Below are 26031 nucleotides of genomic sequence, written 5' to 3'. Positions count from 1 at the left end.
TGCTACGGTAAAGTTTGAAATTCTAGTGCTCCCCGCCGAAGGCTGGCAGACTGCCTGTCCTTTCACGCTGTCAGTTTTGAGGCTGTATGCCAACGTTTTCTCAGCGTCACATCATATTGGCCAGTTACATCATCATTGCTGGCGGCCTGTTACTGGTTTTTCCTTTGCGTTTGTTGCCCAGTCTGCTGGCCGGGTTGTTGGTATTCGAACTGGTCAACATGCTCACCCCCCAATTGCAGCGCCTGATTGCCGGGCGACGTGCGCGCTGGTTGGCGGTGGCGTTGCTGGGCACGGTAATCGTCAGTGTGCTGGCGCTGATCTTTGCCGGGGCGATCAGCTTTTTGCTGCATGAAGCCGAAAACCCAGGTGCCTCACTGAATAAATTCATGGTCGTGGTTGACCGGGCACGCGGGCAATTGCCGCCGTTTCTGGACAGCTACCTGCCAGCCAGCGCAGCAGAGTTTCGTGTCGCCATTGGCGAATGGATGAATAAGCACCTCAGCGATTTGCAACTGGTGGGCAAAGACGCTGCGCACATGTTCGTGACCTTGCTGATCGGCATGGTGCTGGGGGCAATCATGGCCTTGCAGAGCATTCCCGATATCAGCCGCCGCAAGCCGCTGTCGGCTGCTCTGTTCGAACGTTTGCACCTGCTGGTACAGGCGTTTCGCAATATCGTGTTTGCTCAGATCAAGATCGCACTACTCAATACTGCGTTTACCGGGATCTTCCTGGCCGTGATCCTGCCGCTGCTGGGTGTACACCTGCCGCTGACCAAAACCCTGATCGTGCTGACCTTCCTGCTGGGCTTGCTGCCGGTGATCGGTAATCTGATCTCCAATACCTTGATCACCATCGTCGGGCTGTCGTTGTCGATCTGGGTGGCGGTGGGCGCGTTGGGCTATCTGATCGTTATCCACAAGCTGGAATACTTTCTCAACGCCAGAATCGTGGGTGGGCAGATCAGCGCCAAATCCTGGGAATTGCTGCTGGCGATGCTGGTATTTGAGGCAGCCTTCGGCCTGCCGGGTGTGGTGGCTGGACCGATTTACTACGCGTATTTGAAGAGCGAGTTGAAGCAGGTGGGGTTGGTTTAACGGTTAACGCACATCCTCGTAGCAGCTGCCGAAGGAACGAGGCTGCGTTCGGTTGCGTAGCGACCGTAAACCCGGAATACCGAGTTCAAGTGACACTCGGCAGTGCCCGGTTTCACGACGGCTTCGCCGCCGAACGCAGCCTCGTTCCTTCGGCAGCTGCTACAGAGGGATCAGCCGTAACGTTTTTTAGCTTCAATCGCCAAACCGCTGCCGATGCTGCCAAAAATGTTGCCTTCAACATGGTTGGCATTAGGCAACATGGCCGAGACGCTCTGGCGCAACGCCGGAATACCGCTCGAACCACCGGTGAAGAACACCGTATCGACTTGCTCGACACCCACGCCCGCACTGGTGAGCAGGTTGGTCACGCTGTTGCGGATACGTTCCAGCTGGTTGTCGATGGACGCTTCAAACATTGCCCGGCTCAGGTCCACGCTCAGTCCCGGCTCAACCCGATCCAGCAGCAAGTGACGGCTGTCGTTATGGGTCAGTTCGATCTTGGTTTCTTCGATTTCCATCGCCAGCCAGTGACCGGCACGTTGCTCGATCAGCTTGAACAGGCGATCGATACCGCCGGTGTCGACGATGTCGTAACGCATGCTGTTCAGGGCGATCTGGGTTTTTTGCGCGTACACCGAGTTGATGGTGTGCCAGGTCGCCAGGTTCATGTGGTGGCTGGTAGGCATGTAGGCACCGCTTTTCATGCGGCTACCGTAGCCGAACAGCGGCATCACGCCTTGCAGGCTCAGTTGTTTGTCGAAGTCGGTACCGCCCACGTGCACACCGCCGGTGGCGAGAATGTCGTCCTGGCGGTTGTCCATGCCACGGCGCTCGGGCGACAGGCGCACCAGCGAGAAGTCGGACGTACCACCGCCGATGTCGACGATCAGTACCAGCTCTTCGCGCTCAATGGTTGACTCGTAGTCAAATGCCGCAGCGATTGGTTCGTACTGGAAGGACACTTCCTTGAAACCGATGGCGCGGGCCACGTCGGTCAGGGTGTTTTCGGCTTCCTGGTCGGCCAGGGGGTCGTCATCGACGAAAAATACCGGGCGGCCCAGTACGACTTCTTCAAATTCTCGACCGGCGGTTGCCTCGGCGCGCTTTTTAAGCTGAGCGATAAACAGCCCCAGCAAGTCCTTGAAGGGCATAGCTGTGCCCAGAACGCTGGTGTCGTGCTTGATCAGCTTGGAGCCCAGCAGGCTCTTGAGCGAGCGCATCAGGCGGCCTTCATAGCCTTCCAGGTACTCATGCAGCGCCAGACGGCCATACACCGGGCGGCGTTCTTCAATATTGAAGAACACCACTGAGGGCAGGGTGATCTTGTCGTCCTCCAGCGCGATGAGGGTTTCCACGCCTGGGCGCAGCCAGCCGACGGTGGAGTTGGACGTGCCGAAGTCGATACCGCAGGCACGTGCTGGAGAGGCGCTTTTCATGTCTTTCGTGTTCCGGTTAAAAAACGGCCGCGCAGTGTATGTCAGACGCTCAAAGAATCGAAGCACGACTAATCGTTAAATCGCAGGTTTTAATCCACTTGAAAGACTATCCTTCATCCCCAAACTTCCAGTCATTGGCTTGGTAGTTAGCAGGCGATTGCGTGAAGCCCGTAGGCTGCCGATAAACTTTTGCAGCGCTGCTCTTGAGATCGGTCAATCGACAGGCCGGTCAACTGGAGCATTCTGGGTGACCGGAGCAGCGCGATATTGATAACGGATGGTGATCCTTACATGGACTTCAAAGACTATTACAAGATCCTGGGTGTCGAGCCCACGGCGGACGATAAGGCGATCAAGACCGCCTATCGCAAGCTGGCGCGCAAGTATCACCCGGATGTGAGCAAGGAAAAGGACGCCGAGAGCAAGTTCAAGGACGTCAACGAAGCGTATGAAGCGCTTAAAAGCGCCGAAAAGCGTGCTGAATACGATGAAATTCGTAAATATGGTCAACATGGTCAGCCGTTCCAGGGGCCGCCTGGCTGGCAGGGTCACTCCAGCAGTGGCTTCGAGAATAATGGCGATTTTTCGGACTTTTTCAGCTCGATCTTCGGTTCGCGCGGTAATGGCTTTGGTGGGCAGTCGGGCCGCAGTGCGGGCCGTCGCGGGCAGGATGTAGAAATGGAATTGCCGATTTTTCTTGAAGAAACCCTGTCTGGTGAGTCGAAGCAGATCAGCTTCCAGATCGGCGATACCAGCAAGACCCTGAGCGTGAAGATTCCGGCCGGTGTGACCGACGGCGAGCGCATCCGCCTTAAAGGGCAGGGCGCGCCGGGCATGGGTGGTGCAGCCAATGGTGATCTATACCTGATCATTCGCTTTGCGCCGCACCCGAAATTCGATGTCGAAGGCCACGATCTGGTCATCACTGTGCCGCTGGCACCGTGGGAAGCTGCGCTGGGCACCAAGGTGGCGATACCGACCCTGACCAGCAAGGTGATGATGACCATTCGCCCAGACAGCCAGAGCGGTCAGCGTATGCGCATCAAGGGCCACGGTTTGAGCGACAAGCAAGGCCAGCGTGGTGATTTGTATGCCCAATTGAAAGTGGTCATGCCGACCCATGGCGACGAAGCCACCAAAGCGTTGTGGCAAGAACTCGCCGATAAAGCCGCATTTGACCCGAGAGCCCAATGGAGTAACTGATCATGAGCAGCACCCTGATCGTTCAGCTGGACATGGAAAGGTTCTGCGAAGAGGCCAATATCTCGGCCACTTACGTGATAGAGATTGTCGAACACGGAATTATCGAACCTCAGGGCCGCACGCCAGACGCGTGGCGCTTTGAAGACTACGAACTGGTCATCGCCAGGCGTGCGGCCAAGCTGCGGGATGATTTGCAAATGGAATGGGAAGGCGTCGCCCTGGCGCTGGACCTGCTCGAGGAAGTGCAGCAGTTGCGCGCTGAAAACCAGCGGCTGAAGCAGCAGCTGGGACGGTTTGTAAGCCAATAAATGAAGCCCCACCCTGTGGGAGCGGGCTTGCTCGCGAGGGTATCAGCGCAGTTTGCCTGATAGACCGTGGCGTCTGCATCGCGGGCAAGCCCGGCTCCCACAGGGTGTGTGGGGCCAGTCAAAGTTGTTGCTGCAGGGCTCAGGCGTTTTTGGGCAGCAGCACGGTAAACGTTGTGCCCTCGGCTTCGGTCGAAATCACGTCAATGCGCCCCTGGTGGGCGTCCACCACTTCCTTGATGATAAACAGGCCCAGCCCCAGGCTGGTCGACGTACCCGGCTGGCTGATGTCTTCGCTCGGGCTGCGCACCAGTGGGTCGAACAAAGTGGCAATCGCGTCCTCGGCAATGGGTTGGCCCAGGTTGTGGACGCGCAAGGTCACTTCATCGCCATCCCCGCTCAGGGTGAGTGTCACTTTGCCCCTGCGGGCGCCATGTTGCAGTGCGTTGCCGATCAGGTTTTGCAGCATTTGCCCCAACCGGCGCGGGTCCCAATGGCCCTGCACGTCGCCCTCTACGTGCAATGTCGGAGCGCAGTCGGGCTGCCCGGCGCAGGCTTCATCCAGAGCTACCTGGCAGGCGAGGGCCAGATCCATGGCCTTGGGCTCTATCGGCAGGCTGCTGCCCAAGCGGCTGCGCACAAATTCCAGCAGGTCGTTGACCATTGCGCCCATATGGCGCGCGCCAGTTTTGATTGCCCGTACATAAGTCTGCGCATCGGCATCGAGCCTGGCTTTGCGCTCCAGCATTTCGGTGGACATGCTAACGGCCTGCAGCGGCGCGCGCAGGTCGTGACCGAGAATGGCCAGGAAGATGTCCCGCGAGCGACTGACCTGCTCGGCATAGGCTGCCGTGGACTCTGCCAACGCCTGATCAATGGCTTCGTTGAAACGGATCATGTCCTGCATGTGGGAGAGGGCCGGGGTGTCGATGCTGGCGACCCACAGGCGAATCACGCAGGCGCGCAAGTGGCGGAACTCCGAGGTCATCTGCACCAGATCAAAACCCACGGTATGGCGCAGCTCGCCGTGGCTGGCAGCAGCTTCATCCAGGGCCGGGCTGGTTTCGGGCCCTTCGCCCTCGGCTTTGGCCTGCTGCTCGCTGGCGGTTTGCGCGGTGTTCATGTCCCGCGATGCGGCCAGCAGGATCTCTTTGGCATGGTCGCGCAGCGCCAGGCTGTTCATGGATTCAGCCGCGGGCGTGATGGTTTCGGCAAACTGCTCCCATTCATCGACGATACGGTCAACATTGTGCACGATGAATTCTGATAGGCGCATGGCCACGAACCTTGCTGCAAGAGCGGCTGTATTGAAAGGTGACGCATCTTAGCGCCAAACGGGTCTTTTCAATACAGCCGCCAACCTCCTGCAAACACGGGGGGGTCAGAACAAGAAATAGCGCTGTGCCATCGGTAGCACATCGGCGGGTTCGCACCACAGCAGCACGCCGTCGGCCTTGACTTGATAGGTCTGCGGGTCGACTTCGATAGTGGGCAAATAGCCGTTGTGGATCAGATCGGTTTTTTGCACATCGCGACAACCTTTGACCACTGCAATCTGTTTTTGCAAACCCAGGGCCGCAGGTACGCCTGCGTCAAAGGCGGCCTGGCTGATAAACGTCAGACAAGTGGCATGGCGCGAGCCGCCGTAGCTGGCGAACATTGGCCGGTAGTGAACCGGTTGCGGCGTCGGGATGGAGGCGTTGGCATCGCCCATCAAGCTGGCGGCAATCGCCCCGCCCTTGAGAATCAGCGTCGGCTTGACCCCGAAAAACGCTGGACGCCACAGCACCAGGTCAGCCCACTTGCCCACCTCGATAGAGCCCACCTCATGGCTTACGCCGTGGGTGATCGCCGGGTTGATGGTGTACTTGGCGATGTAGCGCTTGGCGCGAAAGTTATCGTTGCCCGGGGTATCTTCGGCCAGCGGGCCGCGTTGTTTTTTCATCTTGTCGGCGGTCTGCCAGGTGCGCGTGATGACTTCGCCCACCCGGCCCATGGCCTGGCTGTCGGAGCTGATCATGGAGAACGCACCGAGATCATGCAGGATATCTTCGGCGGCGATGGTCTCGCGGCGAATGCGGCTTTCGGCGAAGGCCACGTCTTCAGCGATGCTCGGATCGAGGTGATGGCAAACCATCAGCATGTCGAGGTGTTCGTCTATGGTGTTGCGGGTAAAGGGTCGGGTCGGGTTGGTGGAACTGGGCAGCACGTTGGCCAGGCCGCAGGCCTTGATGATGTCCGGGGCATGCCCGCCGCCGGCGCCTTCGGTGTGATAGGTGTGGATGGTGCGACCTTTGAAGGCAGCCAGAGTGGTTTCGACAAAGCCCGATTCGTTCAAAGTGTCGCTGTGAATCGCCACTTGCACGTCATACAGATCGGCCACATTCAGGCAGTTGTCGATGGAGGCTGGTGTGGTGCCCCAGTCTTCGTGCAACTTGAGACCGATGGCCCCGGCTTCGACCTGCTCGATCAACGGCTGCGGCAGGCTGGCGTTGCCCTTGCCGGTAAAGCCCATGTTCATCGGGAATGCGTCAGCGGCTTGCAGCATGCGCGCCATATGCCACGGGCCCGAGGTGCAGGTGGTGGCATTGGTGCCGGTGGCAGGTCCGGTGCCGCCGCCGATCATGGTGGTTACGCCGCTGTTGAGCGCCTCTTCGATCTGCTGCGGGCAGATGAAGTGGATATGGGTGTCGATGCCGCCCGCGGTAAGGATCATGCCTTCACCGGCGATCACTTCAGTGCTGGCGCCAATCGCGATGGTCACATTGGGCTGGATATCCGGGTTGCCGGCTTTGCCGATGGCGTGAATCCGGCCGTTTTTCAGGCCCACATCGGCTTTGACGATGCCCCAGTGGTCGATGATCAGCGCGTTGGTGATCAGCGTGTCGACCACCTCGCTGGCCAGCAACTGGCTTTGGCCCATGCCGTCACGAATCACCTTGCCGCCGCCAAACTTCACTTCTTCGCCATAGGTGGTGAAGTCCTGTTCAACCTCGACCCACAGCTCGGTATCGGCCAAACGAACCTTGTCGCCCACGGTGGGGCCGAACATGTCGGCGTAGGCCTGACGGGATATTTTCATTGTGCGTTCCTGAAAATTAAGACGAATCGTTAACGCCGAAAACCTGTTGTGGGAGCGGGCTTGCTCGCGATTCAGGCAACGCGGTCTTTCAGCACAACCGTGTAGATGCCATCGCGAGCAAGCCCGCTCCCACAGGGGGAAGATGTGTTGTGGTCAATCCAGATCCCCCATGATCCGCCCGGCAAAGCCGAACACCCGGCGCAGTCCGGCCAGCTCTACCAGTTCCACTTCACGGGTCTGCCCCGGCTCGAAACGCACCGCCGTACCCGCCGGGATGTTCAGGCGCATGCCGCGGCTGTCGCCACGGTCAAAGAGCAGGGCGTCGTTGGTTTCGAAAAAGTGATAGTGCGAGCCCACCTGGATCGGGCGGTCGCCACGATTGGACACGCTCAGGCTCAAGGTGCGGCGGCCGACGTTCAGCTCGATCTCACCCGATTCAATGCGATATTCGCCTGGAATCATTGCGGCTCACTCAGGGTTTTAAAGTAAATGGCGGTCGGGCTGTAATGGCCGTTGGGGCTTTGGCAGTAGTTGGGCAGTTCGCCGACGCGGGTATAACCCAGCGCACTGTAGAAGTTCTCGGCGGGTGAGCCTGCTTCGGTGTCCAGATGCAGCAACCCGCGTTTCTGTTCGCGTGCGCCTTGCTCCAGAGCGTGGATCAGTACCTGGCCTAACCCGCGGCGGCGGACTTCATTGAGTACCAGCAGTTTTTGCACTTCTGCGCGGTTCAGGCCATTGGCCTTTTGACACAGGATCAGTTGCACGCTGGCCAGCACGCGCTGATCTTCGACCAGAACCCACAGCAGCAGGTTGCCTTGCTCCAGTTGCGCGTGAACCTCGTTGAAGTAGCGGCTAGCCTGGGGTTGATCCAGGTCGTTCATAAAACCCACCGATGCACCGTGCTGCACGGCGTCGAGCAGCAGCGCAATCAGGTCTTCGCGGTATTGGGCAAAGCTCTGCGCCGTGACGCGCACCACCTGTTCGCTGTTCATTGCACGGGCTCCTTGGGTGGCAGTGCGCCGGGGTTGAGCATCAGTTGCATAAAAGTCAGGTCGAGCCAGCGCCCGAACTTGATTCCCACTTGTGGCATGCGCCCGCTGGTAACAAAACCAAGCTGCTTGTGCACATGGATCGAAGCCGCGTTGGCGCTTTCGATAGCCGCAACCATCACGTGTTTGTCGCAGGCCCTGGCGCGGTTGATCAGTTCAGTCAGCAACTGCGGGCCAAGGCGTTTGCCGCGTTGCTCGGGGTGGACGTATACCGAGTGCTCGACGGTGTGGCGGAAGCCTTCAAACGGGCGCCAGTCGCCAAAGGAGGCATAACCCAGGGCGATATTGGCGGCGTCGACGATCACCAGAATCGGATAGCCCTGGGCCTGACGGGCGTTAAACCATTGCTGGCGGTTGTCCAGATCGACGGTTTGTTCGTTCCAGATGGCGAGGGTGTTGAGCACCGCATCGTTGTAGATATCGCGAATCGCAGGCAGGTCAGCCGCGACGGCATCACGAATAACGTAAGACATGGTGCAGCCTCAGGCGATGGGTTGATGGACAGTGACCAGTTTGGTGCCATCCGGGAACGTAGCCTCGACCTGGATATCGGGGATCATTTCCGGGATACCTTCCATCACCTGCTCGCGAGTCAGCAGGGTGGTGCCGTAATGCATCAGTTCGGCGACGGTGCGGCCATCGCGGGCGCCTTCGAGCAGGGCTGCCGAGATATAGGCGATGGCTTCCGGGTAGTTGAGAATCACGCCGCGGGCCAACCGCCGCTCAGCCAGCAGGCCGGCAGTGAAGATCAGCATCTTGTCTTTTTCGCGTGGAGTCAGGTCCATGATGGAGTCCGTATCAAATAAGTTAAAAGTGCCCTGTGGGAGCGGGCTTGCTCGCGATGGCATCACCGCGGATTCACTGGCCGACCGCGGTGTCTGCATCGCGAGCAAGCCCGCTCCCACAGTTGAATTGCATTGTTCTCAAGTACTCCAGATCCTCGGTGCCAGCGCCTCGCGCCCCAGCAACGCCGGGCGCAGCAAACGCCATAAGTCGATCAACCAGGCCCGTGCCTGCAAGGCTTCACCCGCCAGACAGCGGGCTACCAGCAAACCCGATAATTGGGTCAAGTCACCGCGCACCGGATTGGGCAGCGAGCGACAGGTTTCCAGCAGCTCGGAACTGATTTCACCTGTCACCAGCAAGGTGGCGAACACTGGGTTGCCGTCCAGGCCTATCGGTGAATCCAGCAACCCGTCGCCACCCACAATGCGCTGGCGCTCATGCCAGAGCAACTGGCCATCGCGGCGAATATCCAGCCGCGATTGAAAGTGCCCGCGCTCAAAACGCTCGCCGCTGGCCAGTCGTCCCAGCGCTACCATGTCCCAGTAAAACAGCCGCGCATCGCCTTCAAGGTCGATGCGGGTGGTGAGCTCGGCCTGGGCGGCGCTGAACACGATGGTTTCTTGCGGTAGCCATTCGAGGGTCGCACCTGCGGCCACTTTCAAGCTTACGTTCTGATAGGCAGGGCCCGCTGCGCGATACCACTTGGCCGCGCCGGGGCTGGTCAGTTGTGCCCAGGCACCGGGGCCGACACTGGCGCTGATATTCAGCTGGTCGCCACCGGCCATCCCGCCCGGTGGGTGGACGATGATGTGCTGGCAAACTTCAGGGCCTTCGGCGTACAGGTGCTTCTGCACCCGCAGCGGGCCAAGGTGGCGGCGCAGGACAGGGCGCGTGCTGTCGCCAAAACGGCCATAGCCCAGCTCCAGCTCGGCATGCCAGCTGGGGGTGAACAATGCAGTGTTGGCGGGTAAGTTCATATGTAGGACTTTTCGCATTGATAACGTCGAAGATTAAATCGTAACCAGCCCGCGCACACCCTCTGTTTGCATATTTTCACCGCGGCCTTGCTGCACGATTTCGCCCCGTGACATCACCAGGTACTGGTCGGCCAATTCTTCGGCAAAATCATAAAATTGCTCCACCAGCAAAATCGCCATGTCCCCGCGTGCGGCGAGCATTTTGATTACGGCGCCGATTTCCTTGATCACCGAGGGCTGGATGCCTTCGGTGGGCTCGTCGAGGATCAGCAAGCGCGGGCGGCTGGCCAGGGCACGGCCGATGGCCAACTGTTGTTGCTGGCCGCCGGACAGGTCGCCGCCACGTCGATGCTTCATTTGCAGCAATACCGGGAACAGTTCGTAGATAAACGCAGGCACCTCTTTGGCCTCGCTGCCTGGGAAGCGCGACAGGCCCATCAGCAGGTTTTCTTCTACCGTCAGGCGTCCGAATATCTCCCGGCCTTGAGGTACGTAAGCGATCCCGGCGTGTACCCGCTGGTGAGGCTTGAGTGTGGTGATGGTTTGGCCTTCCCACTGCACATCGCCTTCCTTGACCGGCAGCAAACCCATCAGGCACTTGAGCAAGGTAGTTTTGCCCACGCCATTACGGCCCAGCAGGCAGGTGACCTCGCCGACTTTTACCTCGAAGGACAGCCCGCGCAGAGTGTGGCTGCCGCCGTAGAACTGATGCAGTTTTTCGACTTGAAGCATGTTTGGATTCCTTTTTAACTGCACCGAACCTGTAGCCGCTGCCGCAGGCTGCGATTGAACGCGAGCGGTCGCGCTCTTGAAGTGGTTGAAGCCCCTGCGGGCCTTATCGCAGCCTGCGGCAGCGGCTACAGGTATTCGTCAGCGGCCCAGATAAACCTCGATTACCCGTTCATCCGCCTGCACCTGCTCCAGCGAGCCTTCGGCCAATACACTGCCTTGGTGCAACACGGTGACGTGGTCGGCAATCGAGCCGACAAAGCCCATGTCGTGCTCCACCACCATCAGCGAATGCTTGCCTGCCAGGCTTTTGAACAGTTCTGCGGTGAACTCGGTTTCAGCGTCGGTCATGCCTGCCACCGGCTCATCCAGCAGTAACAGTTGGGGGTCCTGCATCAGCAGCATGCCGATCTCCAGAAACTGTTTTTGGCCGTGGGACAACAGCCCGGCCGGTCGATGGGCCGAGGTAGTCAGGCGGATGGTGTGCAGCACTTCGCCAATACGGTCTTTCTGCTCGCCACTCAGCTTGGCGCGCAGGCTGGCCCATACCGACTTGTCGGTTTTTTGCGCCAGCTCCAGATTTTCAAACACGCTCAGGGCTTCAAACACCGTGGGCTTCTGGAATTTGCGGCCGATTCCCGATTGCGCAATCTGCACCTCGCTCATCTGACGCAGGTCGAGGGTTTCGCCAAACCAGGCTTGCCCTGCGCTGGGGCGGGTCTTGCCGGTGATCACGTCCATCATCGTGGTCTTGCCCGCGCCATTGGGGCCGATGATGCAGCGCAGTTCGCCCACGCCGATATACAGGTTGAGGTTATTCAGCGCTTTGAAACCATCGAAGCTGACGCTGATATCTTCCAGGGTAAGGATGGTGCCGTGACGGGTATTGAGCCCCGAACCGGCGGCCTTGCCCAGACCGATAGCATCGCGGCTGCTGCCTGCGTCCTTGTTTGGTTCGAGGATAGGTTCGAGCATGAAATGCCTCATTGGTCGGCCCTTTTCTTCAGCAGGCCGATCACGCCTTTGGGCAGGTACAGGGTCACGACGATAAACAGCGCCCCCAGAAAGAACAGCCAATACTCAGGGAAGGCCACGGTGAACCAGCTCTTCATGCCATTGACCACCCCTGCGCCCAGCAGCGGGCCGATCAGGGTGCCGCGACCGCCCAAGGCGACCCATACCGCAGCTTCGATGGAGTTGGTCGGCGACATTTCACCGGGGTTGATGATGCCCACTTGCGGCACATACAAGGCCCCGGCCAAGCCGCACAGCACTGCGCTCAGCACCCAGACAAACAGCTTGAAGCCGCGCGGGTCGTAGCCGCAGAACATCAGGCGGTTTTCCGCATCGCGCAGGGCGGTCAGTACGCGGCCGAACTTGCTGCGCGCCAGGCGCCAGCCGAGAAACAGGCTGACGACCAGTAACAGCACGGTGGCGAAAAACAACGCAGCGCGGGTGCCGGGCTCGGTGATGCCAAAGCCCAGAATGCTGCGAAAGTTGGTAAAGCCGTTGTTGCCGCCAAAACCGGTTTCGTTGCGGAAAAACAGCAACATCCCGGCGAAGGTCAGGGCCTGGGTCATGATCGAGAAGTACACGCCCTTGATCCGCGAGCGAAAGGCGAAAAAGCCGAACACCAGCGCCAGCAAACCGGGGGCCAGCACCACCAGGCACATGGCCCACCAGAAATGCTCGGTGCCGACCCAGTACCAGGGCAATTCGGTCCAGGACAAAAAGGTCATGAATGCCGGTAGCTCATCGCCTGAGGCCTGACGCATCAAGTACATGCCCATTGCGTAGCCGCCCAGGGCGAAGAACAAGCCGTGGCCCAGGGACAGCAGCCCGGCGTAGCCCCACACCAGATCCAGCGCCAGCGCGACGATGGCGTAACAGAGAATCTTGCCCACCAGCGTCAGGGTATAGGCCGAGACCTGGAATGGGCTGTCGGCGGGCAGCAGCGAGAGCAGCGGCAATGCCAGCAGCACCAGCAGAATCAAGGCGCCCGCCAGGGTTGTGAGCCTGGGGCCGGCTTTTTGTGCAGCAGTGACCATCAGAGGCTGATTCATCAGTCGATCACCCGTCCTTTTAGCGCGAAGAGCCCTTGCGGACGCTTCTGGATAAACAGAATGATCAGCCCCAGGATCAGGATTTTGCCCAGTACGGCGCCGATCTGCGGTTCAAGAATCTTGTTCGCGATACCCAGGCCGAAGGCCGCGTAAACCGTGCCCGCCAGTTGCCCGACGCCGCCCAGTACCACCACCAGAAACGAGTCGATGATGTAGCCCTGACCCAAGTCCGGGCCGACGTTGCCGACCTGGCTCAAGGCCACGCCGCCCAGCCCGGCGATCCCCGAGCCCAGGCCGAAGGCGAGCATGTCCACGCGCCCGGTGGGTACGCCGCAGCAGGCGGCCATGTTGCGGTTCTGGGTCACGGCGCGCACGTTGAGGCCCAAGCGGGTTTTGTTCAGCAGCAGCCAGGTCAGGAACACCACGGCCAAGGCGAAAACGATGATCACCAGCCGGTTGTACGGCAGCACCAGGTTAGGCAGCACTTGCAGCCCGCCCGACAGCCAGGCCGGGTTGGCCACTTCGACGTTTTGCGCACCGAACATCACCCGCACCAGTTGGATCAGGATCAGGCTGATACCCCAGGTCGCGAGCAGGGTCTCCAGCGGTCGGCCGTAGAGGTGACGAATGATGGTGCGCTCCAGCACCATGCCCACAACCGCGGTGACGAAGAACGCCACCGGCAATGCGAGCAACGGGTAGTACTCGATGGCACCGGGGGCAAAACGCTGGAACAGCAACTGCACGCAGTAAGTGGAATAGGCGCCCAGCATCAGCATTTCGCCGTGGGCCATGTTGATCACGCCCAGCAGGCCGAAGGTGATAGCCAGGCCGAGGGCCGCCAGCAGCAGGATCGAACCCAGGGACAAGCCGCTGAAAGCCTGCCCCAACAGGTCGCCGATCAGCAGTTTGCGTTTGACTTGCGCCAGGCTGGTTTCGGCTGCGGTGTGCACCGTGGCATCAGTTTCGACACCCGGTTGCAGCAGGGCTTCAAGGCGGGTACGAGCCAGTGGCTCGCCGGTTTCACCAAGCAGGCGCACGGCGGCCAGACGCACGGCCGGGTCGGCATCGACCAGTTGCAGATTGGCCAGCGCCAGGCTCAGTGCCGCATGTACATCACTGTCGCTTTCGCCAGCCAGTTGCTGGTCGAGGAATTTGAGTTGCGCAGGCTTTGCGGACTTTTGCAGCTGCTGTGCCGCGCTCAAGCGCAGCGTCGGATCGGCTGCCAGCAACTGATGACTGGCCAGCGCCGTATCGATCAGGCCGCGCAGGCGGTTGTTCAGGCGCAGGGTTTTGGTTTGGCCATCGACGGTGAGCTGGCCCTGTTGCAGGCTGTTGATCAGTTCGATGCGGGCAGGAACGGGTTGTGCCGCCCAGCTTTCCAGCAGTTGGGCTTGCTGGCTGTTGTTGGCGACGGCGAAGTCGCTGGCGTCATCGGCGTTGGCGGCCAATGGCAGCAACAGCAGCAACGCCAGAATGAGGCGGTAGAGGGCAGTAGGCATAACAAATGTCCTGATCATGCACGGACGTTGTGGGAGCTGGCTTGCCTGCGATGGCATCGCTGCGGTGTATCAGATACACCTAGTTGTTTGCATCGCAGGCAAGCCAGCTCCCACATTGACCGCACCAGACAAAAAAGTGTGGCGGGGCTTAGTTACTCTTCACCGCGTAATCCGGCTTTTTGTCATTGCCAGGAATGTATGGGCTCCATGGCTGGGCGCGGACCGGGCCTTCGGTTTGCCACACCACGCTGAACTGACCGTCAGGCTGTATCTCGCCGATCATCACCGGCTTGTGCAGGTGGTGGTTCGTCTTGTCCATAGTCAGGGTGTAGCCCGATGGCGCGGCAAAGGTCTGGCCGGCCAGCGCTTCGCGAACCTTGTCGACATCGGTGGACTTGGCTTTTTCTGCCGCTTGGGCCCACATGTGAATGCCCACGTATGTAGCTTCCATCGGGTCGTTGGTTACCGCTTTGTCAGCGCCCGGCAGGTTGTGCTTCTTGGCGTAGGCTTTCCAGTCGGCGACGAATTTTTCATTGACCGGGTTCTCAACCGACTGGAAGTAGTTCCACGCCGCCAGGTTGCCCACCAACGGTTTGGTGTCGATACCGCGCAGTTCTTCTTCGCCCACCGAGAACGCGATGACCGGAACGTCGGTGGCCTTCAGGCCCTGGTTGGCCAGCTCTTTATAGAACGGCACGTTGGAGTCGCCGTTGACCGTGGAGATCACCGCGGTTTTGCCGCCCGCCGAGAATTTTTTGATGTTGGACACGATGGTCTGGTAATCGCTGTGGCCGAACGGGGTATAGACCTCGTCGATATCCTTGTCGGCTACGCCTTTGGAGTGCAGGAAGGCACGGAGGATTTTATTGGTGGTGCGCGGGTAAACGTAGTCGGTACCCAGTAATACAAAGCGCTTGGCGCTGCCGCCATCTTCGCTCATCAGGTATTCAACCGCCGGGATCGCTTGCTGGTTGGGCGCAGCCCCGGTGTAGAACACGTTGGGTGACATCTCTTCACCTTCGTATTGCACCGGGTAGAACAGCAGGCCGTTGAGCTCTTCGAATACCGGCAATACCGATTTGCGCGACACCGACGTCCAGCAGCCAAACACCACGGCCACCTTATCCTGGGTCAGTAACTGGCGACCCTTTTCCGCGAACAGCGGCCAGTTGGATGCCGGATCGACCACGACCGCTTCGAGCATCTTGCCGTTGACCCCGCCCTTGGCGTTGATCTCGTCGATGGTCATCAGCGCCATGTCTTTAAGTGAAGTTTCAGAGATCGCCATGGTCCCGGACAGCGAATGCAGAATGCCGACCTTGATGGTCTCGGCGGCCTGAAGGGTCCAGGACATACCCATGGCGGCAATCGAGGCCGAAAGGGTGAAAGCTTTGATCAAGCTGCGACGCTTCATGGTGCGATCTCCAGGTATCTGATTTTTTAGTGTCGATCCGAATACCTGAAGGTATTTGCAAGGGGTGTGCCGTGATGGGAAAAAGGCTCTGCAACAGGGCTTTGCGCGAAAAAAAGGCGTGCTCGCGCACCAAGTGGGGGCTTTAAAGGCAGGTGGGTGCACGGCGTGCGCTGCCTTGGTGCTGCGTGCACCAGGGCAGGGAAATATTTAGTTAATACCGATCCAGCGAGGTACCGGCGAAGGATGAAGCTTCCCTCTATCCAGAGAAAAGCCAAATGGAACTTTCAGATCAGTTGTCCCGTGACAAGACCGTACAACTGCCGAGTCTGAGCCCGCCCTTTTTAATCAAGGAAGCACAGCCATGAACACTCCTCGCAACCGCGAAAAACGGCTTGCCCGACCCGCTATAACGGCCCGGCTCCCGGCGTTGAGTCCGGCCTTTGTCAGCGCCGATGATGCCGCCCGGTTCGCTCATCGGTTGATTGGTGATTTTCGCTCGGCCGAATATGGCGGCGTCATCTTGAAAGACGCGCAGGGCTTCTACTATGCGACCCGCCCGGTAAAAGGCAAAACCGGTGCTTTCGATCCGACACTGGTGATCTCAACCAACCCGCAAGGCCACTTTATCCAGCCCTCTGGTTACACCTGTTATGCCTTGTATCACTCGCACCCGGATAACTATGACGCGTTGAAGCGTGGCTTCGGGCGCTGGACCGAGTCGCAGGTACATATCGCAGTGAATTTCTTTTCCAACATTGATGTATTGCTCAACAGTCAGAATGCCTATTTTGCGCGGGTGCACTATTTGTCGGGGGTCAATGGCTCACTGATCAAATATGTCGCCAGCGGATCAGCTCGGGAACGAGCATTGGCAGTGCGTATCGGCGAGGATTCGAGCAAGGGGATTTTAACCTTCAACAGCGCCGTGGGGTTTGTTGAGGCCGCCGCGGCAGCCGGTGACCTGAGCGTGATCCAGTCCAGCGAAGTCTGGGACGGAAAACTCGGGGTGATGGGCGCCGATTACCGGCCATTCACGCCCAAGGCCCTGCAGGATATTGCGCCGGTCATCATTGCCCAGCCTGCCTTTGGCCCGACATTCAGCAGCGCGGAGCTGGCGCTCAAGGATGTCAGGGCGCGCATTCATCAAACCAGCGAGAGCCTCTATGGGGTGATTCTCAAGCGCAAGGGGGTGGGGTTTTTCATCGCTTCTGAGCCGGTTACCGGCGAAACGGATTTTGCATTGCAGCGCATCTTCGGTCGCGACACGGCAGGCAGGCTGCGATTTCCTGAGCAGTTTGACTTGATTGGGGTTTATTGCAGCGATGGCTTTTATCGCGACCCCAGCCTTATGCCCGCCGAAGAAGTGTCGATTTTCAAAAATTTCGTATACCCGCAAACCCTGGCCAAAGGTATTGAGGCGGTCCGGTCGCTGGCGGGAGTAGGGGCCAAACGGTCGCTGGCGCTGTATATCTCGACCCGCGACGGCGCGCTGTTGAAATACGTATCGACCTTTGCCTCGAGCGAACAGAAATTTCTGGCCCGGTTGCCCGAAGGTGAGGGCCAAGGCCTGGCCATTTTGCGTGACATGCTGGGGGGCGTTTATAAAACGACAACCTGTATTCGTGAGCTGGCCGGTGCGGGTGAGTTGAGCGTGCTGCACAGTAGTGACCTGTGGCGCTCTGAAGGCCGGGTTGATGCTGGCTGGGAACCCTATGAAGGGTTTTACCGTCGAGACATGGGGCCGTCCTTTGTCACCCCGGACGATGCTGCCCGCTACGCTCACAAACAAATAGCCAGTCGCACAGCCAGTGTCTATGGCGGCTTGATCTACCAGCGGCTGGATAACCGTTTTGTCGCGACTGAACCCTTGAAGGGCAAAAACGAGACTTTTGACGCCTCGATGGTGTACCCGGCCGAGTTGGCCAGGTTTGTGCCCGCGGGCTGTTCTGTGGTGGCGGTCTATCACAGCCACCGTGTGCATCCGTTGCAATTATGGCGCTCAAAAGATGAAGAAAAACTGTTTCGCAACATGCTTGAGCCCGATGAGGTTTACGACGCAATCCGCAATCGTGACTGGGCCGCAATCCGATATTTTTCAGCGCAGGACGGTGCTTTGCTCAAGTACACCCCCAGCGGCTCACCCCAGGAAGCCGTGCTTGGGGCGCAGCTCGCACCTCCTGCTGACCATCCCGAACGCGTGCGGCACAACACGATGGCAATGGCCATGCGCGGCAACTCGAAAAAGCCCAGCGAGTACATCGCGCTTGTGGCCAAAACCGGGGATTTGCAACTTGTGGTTGGCAGTGCCCTGTGGGGTAGCCCCGGTAAAATTACAGATGGATGGCGGCCTGGAATCGACAGTGGGCAGGCAGTGCAACCGCCGGCACTGAGCCCGGTTTTTGCGCAATCGAAAGACGCCGTGCGCCATGTCCATGAACAGATGGGCGCCCGCCAGTCCGGTCAGTACGGGCTGGTCCTGCGCAGCACTCACAGCGAGGAGTATGTGACGACGCTGGCGCTGGAGGGCGGCGACTTCAGTATGGATCGGCTGTATCAGCGGGATGATCTGACCGGCAGCTACAAACTGCCTGCGGGTTTTAAACCGTTGGCGGTGTATGTGGCAGCGCCTGGGCAGATCGACCTGCAGGGCCATCTCCCCGACAAGCGGGTTTACGAAGGGTTTATTTCACCTTTGGATCTGGTCAAGGGCTTGCAGCTGGCGATCAATCTCCAGAGCCAGACCGATTTTTTGGGGGGCAATTCGGTCCTGTATATCTCGACTGCAGACGGGGCCTTGCTGCGGTTTGCCAGCGCTCTGGATGCGACCCAATTGTCTGCGGGAATATTCAAAAACGCCGGGCAAGTGCTGCTGGACCAATTGACCGCGCGCAGGCTGACGCCCGTTGAATATGTGCGCCAGGTAGCAATGGCGGGGCGTCTTGAGGTGCTGGTAACCAATGGGGTCTGGGCCCATGCCGGCCCGGTATCGGGCGGCTGGCAACCCTTTGGTGCGCAAGTCGGGGGCAGGCCCGAGCGTTCGATCAGACAGTTTCCCGCGAGCCCGGTGTTCAGCTATCCAAACGATGCGGCCCGTTATGTACATGGCAAGATCAAACAACCCCATACCCTCAATATCCTTGGGGGGATTTTGCACCACCCGGCTTACAACACTTACGTAGCGCTCGACCCGGTGGTAAATGGCGAGCCGGTAAATGTCGCAGAAACCCTGCTTGAAACTCATCGCGTCACTCCCGGTGCGTCTTCGCCCAGGGTAGTGCTGCCCGAAGGATTCAAGCTGGCCAGCCTGTATTTCTCGCGCGATATGCGTAACCGCAATGCTGCGGGAGAAGTTGAAACCCTGCTGTTGCGTAACATCCCATGGCCGGAAGATATCTGTTACGCCACCCATACCCTGGACCTCAGGGGGCTGGGAGTCGCTTACCTGTATGTGTCGACCGACGATGGTGGGCTTTTGAGGTATTGGCGGGGGAGCCAGGAGGCCAGGTTCCAGCTGTGCAACACAGTGATTGGCGATGGCTGGTCAGCCTTGGGGTATTTCGAAGAGAACAGTCAGGCGACGCCAGTGAACATGCTGCCCAGCGATATGCTGACCCATGTACTCAATTCTGGTGGGATGCATGTTTTGGTGACCAGCAGCAGTTGGCCACTTGCCGGGATTATTGCTTCAGGGCACACAGTTCGGGCTCAGCCCGAGGCATTCGATTACGAGGGCTCGACGCCGGGCCTGCCAGTGGCAGACTTGAAAGTCGGCCCCCTGCGTGACGAGCTTTAACGCTTGCGCATCAAGCCAATAAAAAACAGGCCGCCAATCGCCGCCGTGGCCACGCCAATGGGCAGGTCCTCGGGGGCGATCAGGGTGCGCGCCGCCACATCGACCCACACCAGAAACACGCTACCCAGCAGTGCCGATACAGGCAGCAAACGCCGATGCTCGGCGCCCACCAAGCGCCGGGCGATGTGCGGGATCATCAGGCCGACAAAGCCGATCGAGCCGCTGATGGCCACCAGTACGCCGGTCATCAGCGAGGCGATCAGAAACACCCGCAGGCGCACGTTGCGCGCATTCAAACCGAGGGTGACGGCGGTCTGTTCGCCCGCCATCAGCGCGTTCAGCGGGCGGGCCATGCCGAGCAATAACACCAGCCCCAGCAGCACGCTGGCGCTGGGGATGGCCAACAGTTCCCAGCGTGCCAACCCCAGGCCGCCGAGCATCCAGAACAGCACGGCGGAGCTGGCGCGATGGTCGCCCAGAAACAGCAGGGTATTGGCCACAGCCATCATTACAAACGACACGGCCACACCGCACAGCAGCAGGCGGTCGCTGTCGAGCCGGCCGTGACGGCTGGCGATGGCCAGCACCAGCAGCATGCTCAACAGGGCGCCGATAAAGGCAGCGATGGGCAAGGTCAGCAGGCCGACGATTTCACCCACATGCAGCACCACAATCACCGCACCCAGGGTGGCGCCGCTGGTGACGCCGAGCAGGTGCGGGTCGGCCAACGGATTGCGCGTCACGGCTTGCAGCACCGCACCGATCAACGCCAGTCCGGCGCCGACCAAGGCCCCGAGCAACATGCGCGGCACCCTGATCAGCCACACGATATGTTCCTGGCCAGCGCTCCAGTTCACCTCGCCAATGCCGAACAATTTGCTCAGCAAAATGTGCCACACCACCTCCACCGGCACCCGCGCCGGGCCAAAGCCCAGTGACACCACGCACGACACCAGCAGCAATGCGCCGAGGCCGATCAGCAACAGGGCGTAGCGGCGAGCCATCATTGTGGGTGGAAACCTTTGGCCAGGGTTTCTATCGCCAGCACGTTGTCGATGCCCGGTGTGGCTTGCACGTAGGGAATGACGATAAAGCGCTTGTTGCGGATCGCGTCCACCGATTGCAGGGCCGGATTGGTTTCAAGGAAACGCTGTTTTTGTTCGGCGCTTACTTCGCTGTAATCGACGATCACGATGACTTCGGGGTTGCGCTCGACCACGGTTTCCCAGTTGATGCGGGTCCAGCTGGCGTCGATGTCACTGAGGATATCGTTGCCGCCTGCGGCTTCGATCAGCGCATGAGGGATGCCCAGTTTGCCCGAGGTCATGGCGCGGTCTTCGCCGCTGTCATATAGAAACACCCGCGGCTTCGTGGCGGGCAGGGACTTTTGCACCTCGGCGATTTTTACCTGCATTTTCGCGATCAACGTATTGGCGCGCTCTTGTACGTCGAAGATTTTGCCCAGGTTGCGCAGGTCGTTGTAGGTGTCTTCCATGCTGGCGGGTGGGCGTTTCATCACAAAGGCGCAGGACTCGGTCAGCTCATAAACATTGATGCCCAGCGGGGTCAGGGTTTGCGGCGTCAAGTCGCCGCCCACGCGCATGCCGTAGTCCCAGCCAGCGAAGAAGAAATCGACGTTGGCATTGAGCAGGGTTTCAACCGAGGGATATTTGCTCGCCAGTTCCGGCAAGCCGTCGAGGATCACTTTCATCTCGGGAGTTACCGCCTTCCAGCCACTGATGCCACTGTAGCCAGCCATGCGCGGCTTGAGGCCCAGGGCGAGCATCATCTGCGTCATATTGATGTCATGGCTGACCGCGTGTTTCGGCGCTTGGTTGAAGGTTACGTCACGGTTGCAGCTTTTGATCGTCAGCGGGTATTTCGTGGCGTCGGCCTGGGCCAGTTGGGCGCCCAGCAAAATGCAAAGGCCGAGTGCAAGGGAGGTCAGCTTCATGGTCGGGTTATCCAGGTGATGCGCGGGTAGCCGGACAGCGGGTGATCGTCGATCAAAGCCGCAACGCCAAACACATCGCGCAGCAGTTCGACGGTCAGCACCTCGCGTGGAGTGCCGCTGGCGATGATTTTGCCGTGGTCGATCACATACAGGCGGTCGCAAAATGCGGCAGCCAGATTGAGGTCGTGGATGCTGGCCAAGGTGCCGATGTTCAGGCGTTTGACCAACTGCAGCAACTCCAGCTGATAGCGCGGGTCGAGGTGATTGGTCGGCTCGTCGAGGATTAGCAGTTCGGGCTGCTGGGCCAGGGCGCGGGCGAGGATCACCCGTTGCTTTTCACCGCCCGAGAGGGTGGCGAAGGCGTGGTCCTCAAAGCCGCTGAGGCCGACTGACTGCAGCGCGTTCCGGGCCAGTTGGCGATCGGCTTCGGTATCACCGTCGAACAGGCCTTTGTGCGGGGTGCGGCCCATGGCGACCACTTCGTCGACGGTCAGGCCAAAGGCGTCAGGGAATTCTTGCAACACCACGGCAATGCGTTGCGCGCACCAGCGCGGTGATTGCTGCCAGAGGCTGTGCGGGCCGAGGTGGACCGCGCCTGCCTCGGGTTTGCTGAAGCGATAGGCACAGCGCAACAGGCTGGTTTTACCGCTGCCGTTGGGCCCGATCAACCCCACAAACTCACCTGCCGCGACGTGCAGGTTGGCATCACGCAGCTGGAACTGGTGATGACAATGGCCATGGCCCAGAGGGGTCCAGGCGAGTTGGGTGAGGGTGAGGCGGGTCATAAATATCCGGTTGTGTTCTCGAAGAATCAAAAGCCCCTCAAACCGTCCCCTCTCCCGGAGGGAGAGGCGTGGTGAGGGCAGCGCTTAAAATGCGTAATCAGCCGTCACAAAGAACGAGCGCGGTTCGCCCATGATCCACTGTTGGCCGCCATTGTATTGGCTAACAGCGTACTGGCGGTCGAACAAATTGTTCAGGCGCAGTCCCAGGGTGGTTTTGGGCAGAGCTTTCCAGCTCACGGTAGCGTCGACCACGGTGTAGCTCGGCACTTCGACGTTGTTGGCCGTGTCGGCATAACGCGAGTCGACATAACGCACACCGGCTCCGGCATTCACGTCATCGGTAATGGCCTTGCTCAACCACAGGTTGGCGGTACGTCGCGGTACATCCGTGGGGCGATTGCCTTTGCGTGACACGCCTTCGTCATTAAACGAGTCGTACTGGGCGCGCACCACAGAGGCATTGGCTTGCAGCTGCCAGCGGTGCGGCAGTTGCAGATCAAGGCTGGCTTCCAGGCCATTGGAGGATTGCTCGCCGACTTGCAGGGTACGGGTGGAATCATTCGGGTCGGTGGTCAGCAAATCCTTTTTGATGATGTGGTACGCGGCGAGGGTCCATTCGCCTCGCTGGTCCCAGAACATCTGCTTGAAGCCGATTTCGGTCTGGCGGGCATGGGCCAGGCTGAAGTCTTGCTGCTTCTGATCCAGACTGATCAGCCCGCCCACGCCATCTACGCTGGTGGCCTGCTGGGCATAGACCGACATGTCTGGTGTCAACTCGTATACCAGGCCGACTTTCCAGCTATTGGCCGACAGGCCTCGGTCGCTGCGTTCGGTGGCTTTATCCAGAAAGAAATCATTGCGATCCAGATGCACGATATCGCGGCGCACGCCGGTGACCAGCGACAGTTGATCGGTCAGCTCGGTGCGATTTTCAGCGAACAGTGAAACCTGCTGCGTGGTGGAGGTGAATTGGTCGCGGTATGGCGACTGACTTTCAAACTCGCCCCGGTCCGGGTGGTACAGATCGATTGGCTGGCCGTTTGTGTTCACATCTGTATACGGCGAGTTGCTGTGCAGGTTGAAGTGGATACGGTTGTAGTCCGCGCCGACCAAGGTTCTGCTTTTAAGGCCGAACAGGTCGTGGTTGAGGATGAAGGTCTGGCGATCACCGACCTGTTCCTGTTCGTGCTTGATGCTGTAGTAACCGCTGCGCAGCAAGGTTTGCTGGCTTTCATTCCATGCGTGGTTTTCGGCGTTCTGCCAGCGGCGCTGGGCCTTGAGGTAGTACAGCTCGTTGCTGGCAGTGAGGTTGTCGTTGATCTGCCATTCGCTGTTCAGGCGCGTCCACTGGTCGTTGTAGTGCAGCTTGGCGTCACGCACGTTGTAGTTTTTGTCACGCAGGCTTTGGTGATATCGGCCATTGATCAGCGGTACACCGAAGTTGTTTTGCGGCTCCTGGTCGCCATAGTCGTGGCTCAGGGTGAATGCCAGATCATCATTGGCCTGCCAGCGCAGGGCGGCGCTGATAAAGGTATTTTCAGAGTTGCCGTGATCGATCCAACCATTGCTCTGGTTGTGATTGATATTCAAGCGGTAGCTCAGGGTGTCGGTCAGCGAACCGCCGCTGTCCAGCGCCTGTTGGCGGGTGTCGTAGGAGCCGTAGCCGACGCGCAGGTGGTTTTCGATTTCGCCGCTGAACGGTTTTTTCGGGAGCACGTTGATCACCGCACCCGTAGCGCCTTCGCCATACAGCACCGAAGCCGGGCCGCGCAGTACGTCGATGCGCTCAACCGACCAATCGTCCACCGGAAAGGTCACGGTGCCCGCGCCGCTGTACATGCGCACGCCGTCATACAGCTGCATCACCGAGCCTTCCCCGACAAAGCCGCGGGCCGAGTAGGCCGAGCCGCCGTTACCCGGCGTGCCGGTGTTGCTGATACCGGTGCTGCGGGTGACGGCGCTTTGCACACTGCGATCACCGCGGGCGCGGATTTGCGCACCCGTCAGGCTCTCAACGCTGGCCGGAGTTTCGAGGCTGTTGAGGTTCAGGCGCGAACCGGCGCTGGTGGCGGTCTTGAGGTCGATGCTTTCAAGATCGACTTCAGGGGCGGTAATGCTCGCGGCTGGCAACATCAGGGACGGGGCGCTGTCATCGGCCTGGGCGCTGTTTATCGCCAGCAGGCAGAGGCTGGACACTAGGTACTTGTTCATCGTGGCAGTGAGTCGCTTTTTTCGAGAGGTGTGCCCGCTGCCTCCTGGCGGCGGGTAATGGAGCTTAAATAGATTGTTATACAGTAACAACTATTTTGTGTCCGATACTGGCGCGCCAGTATAGGGAATGCTCTGGAATGCGCCTCTCGGATGACTCACGTTAGTTATGAGGAGTGCTCATGTTGGGGTTTTGAGCGAAAAACCATCAACAGGCGATCAAGCACCCAAACAGCGATCAACGATGCCCCCACCAGCGGAAACATCACGGCGAGGGCGAGCATGATCACAACCCCGGTCTTCCAGGTCGGCAATTCGTGACGTAGCGGCGGCACGCCCAAACGACCCTGCGGGCGACGTTTCCACCAGATCACCAGGCCGCTGACCGAGCTGAGCAGGATCATCAGGCACACCAGCAGAATCGCGATCTGGTTCAGTGAGCCGAAGAGCTTGCCCTCATGCAGCATCACGCCCATTTCCGTGGCGCGGGCAACGTTGCTGTAATGCTGCCAGCGCACGTCAGCCAGGACCTCGCCGGTGTATTGATCGACATGCAGGGTGGCGTCGTTGCGCGGGTCGTCGGCGAATACCGCGATGGTAAACACGCCGGTTGCGGTGGTGGGCAGGGTGATGCTGTAACCGGGTTCGACCTTGCGCTGGCTGGCGATGTTGACCAGATCTTGCAGCGTGATCTTGGGAGCAGCAGGGCCGCTGGGCATGGCGCCGTGGCCCATGTGCTCGGCGTGGGCGCCGGAGACTGGCATCGGGGTATTTTCCAGCGCCCAGGGCACGGTCTGGCGGGTGGCAGTATTGAGGCTGCGGGCTTCAACATCAGACTTGGGCACGTTGTTCCACATCGCTGCCGGAAACTGGTTCCAGACATCGGCGTATTGCTTGCCCCAGAAGCCGGTCCAGGTCATGCCGCTGACCAGCATAAATAGCAACAGGGCTGCGCCCCAGAAACCGGTTACGGCATGGAAGTCACGCCACAGCACCCGCCCGCGTCGGCCCAGGCGCGGCCACAGTATTCCGGCGGCCGATTGCCCGCGTGGCCACCACAGGTACAGACCGGAAACCACCAGCACCACGCCCCAGCCAGCAGCCAGTTCCACCAGCCGGTCGCCGAGGGTGCCGATCATCAACTCGCCATGCAGTGCCCGAGCCACGGCTTGCAGATTGAGCTTGGCATCCTGCTCGCCCAGCACTTCACCGCTGTAGGGGTTGATAAACACGTTAAGCTCGCGCCCGCCGTTGTGGATCACAAATTGAGCGCTGCGCTCCGGGTTGATTGGCGGCAGGTACTGGCTGATATGGCCCTGTGGATAAGCGGTTTGCACGCGCAGTAATTGCTGGTCGGCGCTGAGGCTGTGATGGCTGGGGCTGACGTTGAGCAGGTGGTCGTAGAGCAGGGGGTCGAGCTGGGGTTTGAACAGGTAAATAATCCCGGTCAGTGCCAGCAGGATCATGAATGGAGCAACAAACAGCCCGGCATAGAAATGCCAGCGCCAGGCCAGGTTGTAGAAAGACGGTGTTGGTTGGCTCATGTGAGCGGCTCCGCAAGGCTAAATACTTTTTGTTGAATCTGGGTCCTGTGGGAGCCAGCCTGCTCGCGATTCAGACGACGCGGTGTAACTGACACACCGCAGCG

General features: G+C 59.7%; 22 protein-coding genes. 4 read left to right on the top strand and 18 right to left on the bottom strand.

Annotated features, from left to right (window positions below; translation table 11 throughout):
- Nucleotides 1-86 precede the first annotated feature (86 nt).
- Nucleotides 87-1097, top strand: a complete 1011-nt coding sequence (locus N7D90_RS21930; RefSeq protein WP_261739940.1) for an AI-2E family transporter — start codon at nt 87-89, stop codon at nt 1095-1097.
- 170 nt (nt 1098-1267) lie between these two features.
- On the opposite strand, the gene N7D90_RS21925 is transcribed toward N7D90_RS21930, so the two are convergent.
- Nucleotides 1268-2533 (bottom strand): Hsp70 family protein, encoded by a 1266-nt coding sequence (locus N7D90_RS21925; protein WP_261739939.1) that lies wholly within the window; start codon nt 2531-2533, stop codon nt 1268-1270.
- Between the two features lie 291 nt (nt 2534-2824).
- On the opposite strand from N7D90_RS21925, the gene cbpA reads away from it, so the two are divergent.
- Nucleotides 2825-3736 carry a curved DNA-binding protein gene (cbpA, locus tag N7D90_RS21920; protein ID WP_261739938.1) on the top strand — a complete coding sequence of 304 codons (912 nt, stop codon included), beginning with the start codon at nt 2825-2827 and terminating at the stop codon, nt 3734-3736.
- Nucleotides 3737-3738: 2 nt separating this feature from the next.
- Entirely contained in the window at nt 3739-4044 is a 306-nt protein-coding gene (locus N7D90_RS21915) for a chaperone modulator CbpM (protein WP_261739937.1), read from the top strand.
- A gap of 139 nt (nt 4045-4183) precedes the next feature.
- On the opposite strand, the gene N7D90_RS21910 is transcribed toward N7D90_RS21915, so the two are convergent.
- The 12 genes from N7D90_RS21910 to urtA form a co-directional block, all read right to left on the bottom strand.
- A complete protein-coding gene (locus N7D90_RS21910) occupies nt 4184-5317 on the bottom strand; it encodes a sensor histidine kinase (RefSeq protein WP_261739936.1) in 1134 nt (377 codons plus the stop codon).
- A 105-nt stretch (nt 5318-5422) separates the two neighbouring features.
- Nucleotides 5423-7123 carry an urease subunit alpha gene (ureC, locus tag N7D90_RS21905; protein ID WP_261739935.1) on the bottom strand — a complete coding sequence of 567 codons (1701 nt, stop codon included), beginning with the start codon at nt 7121-7123 and terminating at the stop codon, nt 5423-5425.
- 153 nt (nt 7124-7276) lie between these two features.
- Nucleotides 7277-7585, bottom strand: a complete 309-nt coding sequence (locus tag N7D90_RS21900) for an urease subunit beta (protein WP_261739934.1) — start codon at nt 7583-7585, stop codon at nt 7277-7279.
- The gene (locus N7D90_RS21895; protein WP_261739933.1) at nt 7582-8115 is read right to left on the bottom strand and encodes a GNAT family N-acetyltransferase; all 534 of its coding nucleotides are present in this window, start codon (nt 8113-8115) and stop codon (nt 7582-7584) included. The genes N7D90_RS21900 and N7D90_RS21895 overlap by 4 nt, the downstream gene beginning before the upstream one ends.
- A complete protein-coding gene (locus N7D90_RS21890; RefSeq protein ID WP_261739932.1) occupies nt 8112-8645 on the bottom strand; it encodes a GNAT family N-acetyltransferase in 534 nt (177 codons plus the stop codon). The genes N7D90_RS21895 and N7D90_RS21890 overlap by 4 nt, the downstream gene beginning before the upstream one ends.
- 9 nt (nt 8646-8654) lie before the next feature.
- Nucleotides 8655-8957, bottom strand: coding sequence for an urease subunit gamma (gene ureA / locus N7D90_RS21885; RefSeq protein WP_261739931.1), 303 nt, complete (start codon nt 8955-8957; stop codon nt 8655-8657).
- A 138-nt stretch (nt 8958-9095) separates the two neighbouring features.
- Nucleotides 9096-9935: an urease accessory protein UreD gene (locus N7D90_RS21880; RefSeq protein WP_261739930.1), complete on the bottom strand. Its 840-nt coding sequence runs from the start codon at nt 9933-9935 to the stop codon at nt 9096-9098.
- 33 nt (nt 9936-9968) lie between these two features.
- Nucleotides 9969-10667: an urea ABC transporter ATP-binding subunit UrtE gene (gene urtE / locus N7D90_RS21875; RefSeq protein ID WP_261739929.1), complete on the bottom strand. Its 699-nt coding sequence runs from the start codon at nt 10665-10667 to the stop codon at nt 9969-9971.
- 138 nt (nt 10668-10805) lie between these two features.
- A complete protein-coding gene (gene urtD, locus N7D90_RS21870; RefSeq protein WP_261739928.1) occupies nt 10806-11651 on the bottom strand; it encodes an urea ABC transporter ATP-binding protein UrtD in 846 nt (281 codons plus the stop codon).
- Nucleotides 11648-12727, bottom strand: a complete 1080-nt coding sequence (urtC, locus tag N7D90_RS21865) for an urea ABC transporter permease subunit UrtC (protein WP_261739927.1) — start codon at nt 12725-12727, stop codon at nt 11648-11650. Before urtC ends, urtD begins: the two co-directional genes overlap by 4 nt.
- On the bottom strand, nt 12727-14229 hold the full coding sequence (gene urtB, locus N7D90_RS21860) for an urea ABC transporter permease subunit UrtB (RefSeq protein WP_261739926.1): 1503 nt from the start codon (nt 14227-14229) through the stop codon (nt 12727-12729). Before urtB ends, urtC begins: the two co-directional genes overlap by 1 nt.
- A 148-nt stretch (nt 14230-14377) precedes the next feature.
- On the bottom strand, nt 14378-15643 hold the full coding sequence (gene urtA, locus N7D90_RS21855) for an urea ABC transporter substrate-binding protein (protein WP_261739925.1): 1266 nt from the start codon (nt 15641-15643) through the stop codon (nt 14378-14380).
- A 361-nt stretch (nt 15644-16004) separates the two neighbouring features.
- Here urtA and N7D90_RS21850 point away from each other — a divergent pair, with 361 nt between their 5' ends.
- On the top strand, nt 16005-19436 hold the full coding sequence (locus N7D90_RS21850) for a DUF4329 domain-containing protein (RefSeq protein WP_261739924.1): 3432 nt from the start codon (nt 16005-16007) through the stop codon (nt 19434-19436).
- Here N7D90_RS21850 and N7D90_RS21845 read toward each other — a convergent pair.
- The 5 genes from N7D90_RS21845 to N7D90_RS21825 all read right to left on the bottom strand — a co-directional run bounded on the left by N7D90_RS21845 (nt 19433) and on the right by N7D90_RS21825 (nt 25927).
- Nucleotides 19433-20443, bottom strand: coding sequence for a FecCD family ABC transporter permease (locus tag N7D90_RS21845; protein WP_261739923.1), 1011 nt, complete (start codon nt 20441-20443; stop codon nt 19433-19435). The genes N7D90_RS21850 and N7D90_RS21845 overlap by 4 nt on opposite strands.
- Nucleotides 20440-21390 carry an ABC transporter substrate-binding protein gene (locus N7D90_RS21840; RefSeq protein ID WP_261739922.1) on the bottom strand — a complete coding sequence of 317 codons (951 nt, stop codon included), beginning with the start codon at nt 21388-21390 and terminating at the stop codon, nt 20440-20442. The genes N7D90_RS21845 and N7D90_RS21840 overlap by 4 nt, the downstream gene beginning before the upstream one ends.
- On the bottom strand, nt 21387-22175 hold the full coding sequence (locus N7D90_RS21835; RefSeq protein ID WP_261739921.1) for an ABC transporter ATP-binding protein: 789 nt from the start codon (nt 22173-22175) through the stop codon (nt 21387-21389). Before N7D90_RS21835 ends, N7D90_RS21840 begins: the two co-directional genes overlap by 4 nt.
- Nucleotides 22176-22259: 84 nt before the next feature.
- Nucleotides 22260-24386: a TonB-dependent receptor gene (locus N7D90_RS21830; protein WP_261739920.1), complete on the bottom strand. Its 2127-nt coding sequence runs from the start codon at nt 24384-24386 to the stop codon at nt 22260-22262.
- A gap of 164 nt (nt 24387-24550) precedes the next feature.
- Entirely contained in the window at nt 24551-25927 is a 1377-nt protein-coding gene (locus tag N7D90_RS21825; RefSeq protein WP_261739919.1) for a PepSY-associated TM helix domain-containing protein, read from the bottom strand.
- Between the last annotated feature and the right edge of the window lie 104 nt (nt 25928-26031).

It is taken from the genome of Pseudomonas fragi (assembly GCF_025426255.1).
Taxonomy (GTDB): Bacteria; Pseudomonadota; Gammaproteobacteria; order Pseudomonadales; family Pseudomonadaceae; genus Aquipseudomonas; species Aquipseudomonas kulmbachensis.
Note: the sequence above shows the minus strand (reverse complement) of the source record. Positions and strands in the feature narration are given on the sequence as shown.

Bases quoted from the DNA above. Each gene is read 5' to 3' on its own strand.
- N7D90_RS21930 (WP_261739940.1), top strand. From the start codon at position 87: ATGCCAACGTTTTCTCAGCGTCACATCATATTGGCCAGTTACATCATC.
- N7D90_RS21925 (WP_261739939.1), bottom strand. From the start codon at position 2,533: ATGAAAAGCGCCTCTCCAGCACGTGCCTGCGGTATCGACTTCGGCACG.
- cbpA (WP_261739938.1), top strand. From the start codon at position 2,825: ATGGACTTCAAAGACTATTACAAGATCCTGGGTGTCGAGCCCACGGCG.
- N7D90_RS21915 (WP_261739937.1), top strand. From the start codon at position 3,739: ATGAGCAGCACCCTGATCGTTCAGCTGGACATGGAAAGGTTCTGCGAA.
- N7D90_RS21910 (WP_261739936.1), bottom strand. From the start codon at position 5,317: ATGCGCCTATCAGAATTCATCGTGCACAATGTTGACCGTATCGTCGAT.
- ureC (WP_261739935.1), bottom strand. From the start codon at position 7,123: ATGAAAATATCCCGTCAGGCCTACGCCGACATGTTCGGCCCCACCGTG.
- N7D90_RS21900 (WP_261739934.1), bottom strand. From the start codon at position 7,585: ATGATTCCAGGCGAATATCGCATTGAATCGGGTGAGATCGAGCTGAAC.
- N7D90_RS21895 (WP_261739933.1), bottom strand. From the start codon at position 8,115: ATGAACAGCGAACAGGTGGTGCGCGTCACGGCGCAGAGCTTTGCCCAA.
- N7D90_RS21890 (WP_261739932.1), bottom strand. From the start codon at position 8,645: ATGTCTTACGTTATTCGTGATGCCGTCGCGGCTGACCTGCCTGCGATT.
- ureA (WP_261739931.1), bottom strand. From the start codon at position 8,957: ATGGACCTGACTCCACGCGAAAAAGACAAGATGCTGATCTTCACTGCC.
- N7D90_RS21880 (WP_261739930.1), bottom strand. From the start codon at position 9,935: ATGAACTTACCCGCCAACACTGCATTGTTCACCCCCAGCTGGCATGCC.
- urtE (WP_261739929.1), bottom strand. From the start codon at position 10,667: ATGCTTCAAGTCGAAAAACTGCATCAGTTCTACGGCGGCAGCCACACT.
- urtD (WP_261739928.1), bottom strand. From the start codon at position 11,651: ATGAGGCATTTCATGCTCGAACCTATCCTCGAACCAAACAAGGACGCA.
- urtC (WP_261739927.1), bottom strand. From the start codon at position 12,727: ATGAATCAGCCTCTGATGGTCACTGCTGCACAAAAAGCCGGCCCCAGG.
- urtB (WP_261739926.1), bottom strand. From the start codon at position 14,229: ATGCCTACTGCCCTCTACCGCCTCATTCTGGCGTTGCTGCTGTTGCTG.
- urtA (WP_261739925.1), bottom strand. From the start codon at position 15,643: ATGAAGCGTCGCAGCTTGATCAAAGCTTTCACCCTTTCGGCCTCGATT.
- N7D90_RS21850 (WP_261739924.1), top strand. From the start codon at position 16,005: ATGAACACTCCTCGCAACCGCGAAAAACGGCTTGCCCGACCCGCTATA.
- N7D90_RS21845 (WP_261739923.1), bottom strand. From the start codon at position 20,443: ATGATGGCTCGCCGCTACGCCCTGTTGCTGATCGGCCTCGGCGCATTG.
- N7D90_RS21840 (WP_261739922.1), bottom strand. From the start codon at position 21,390: ATGAAGCTGACCTCCCTTGCACTCGGCCTTTGCATTTTGCTGGGCGCC.
- N7D90_RS21835 (WP_261739921.1), bottom strand. From the start codon at position 22,175: ATGACCCGCCTCACCCTCACCCAACTCGCCTGGACCCCTCTGGGCCAT.
- N7D90_RS21830 (WP_261739920.1), bottom strand. From the start codon at position 24,386: ATGAACAAGTACCTAGTGTCCAGCCTCTGCCTGCTGGCGATAAACAGC.
- N7D90_RS21825 (WP_261739919.1), bottom strand. From the start codon at position 25,927: ATGAGCCAACCAACACCGTCTTTCTACAACCTGGCCTGGCGCTGGCAT.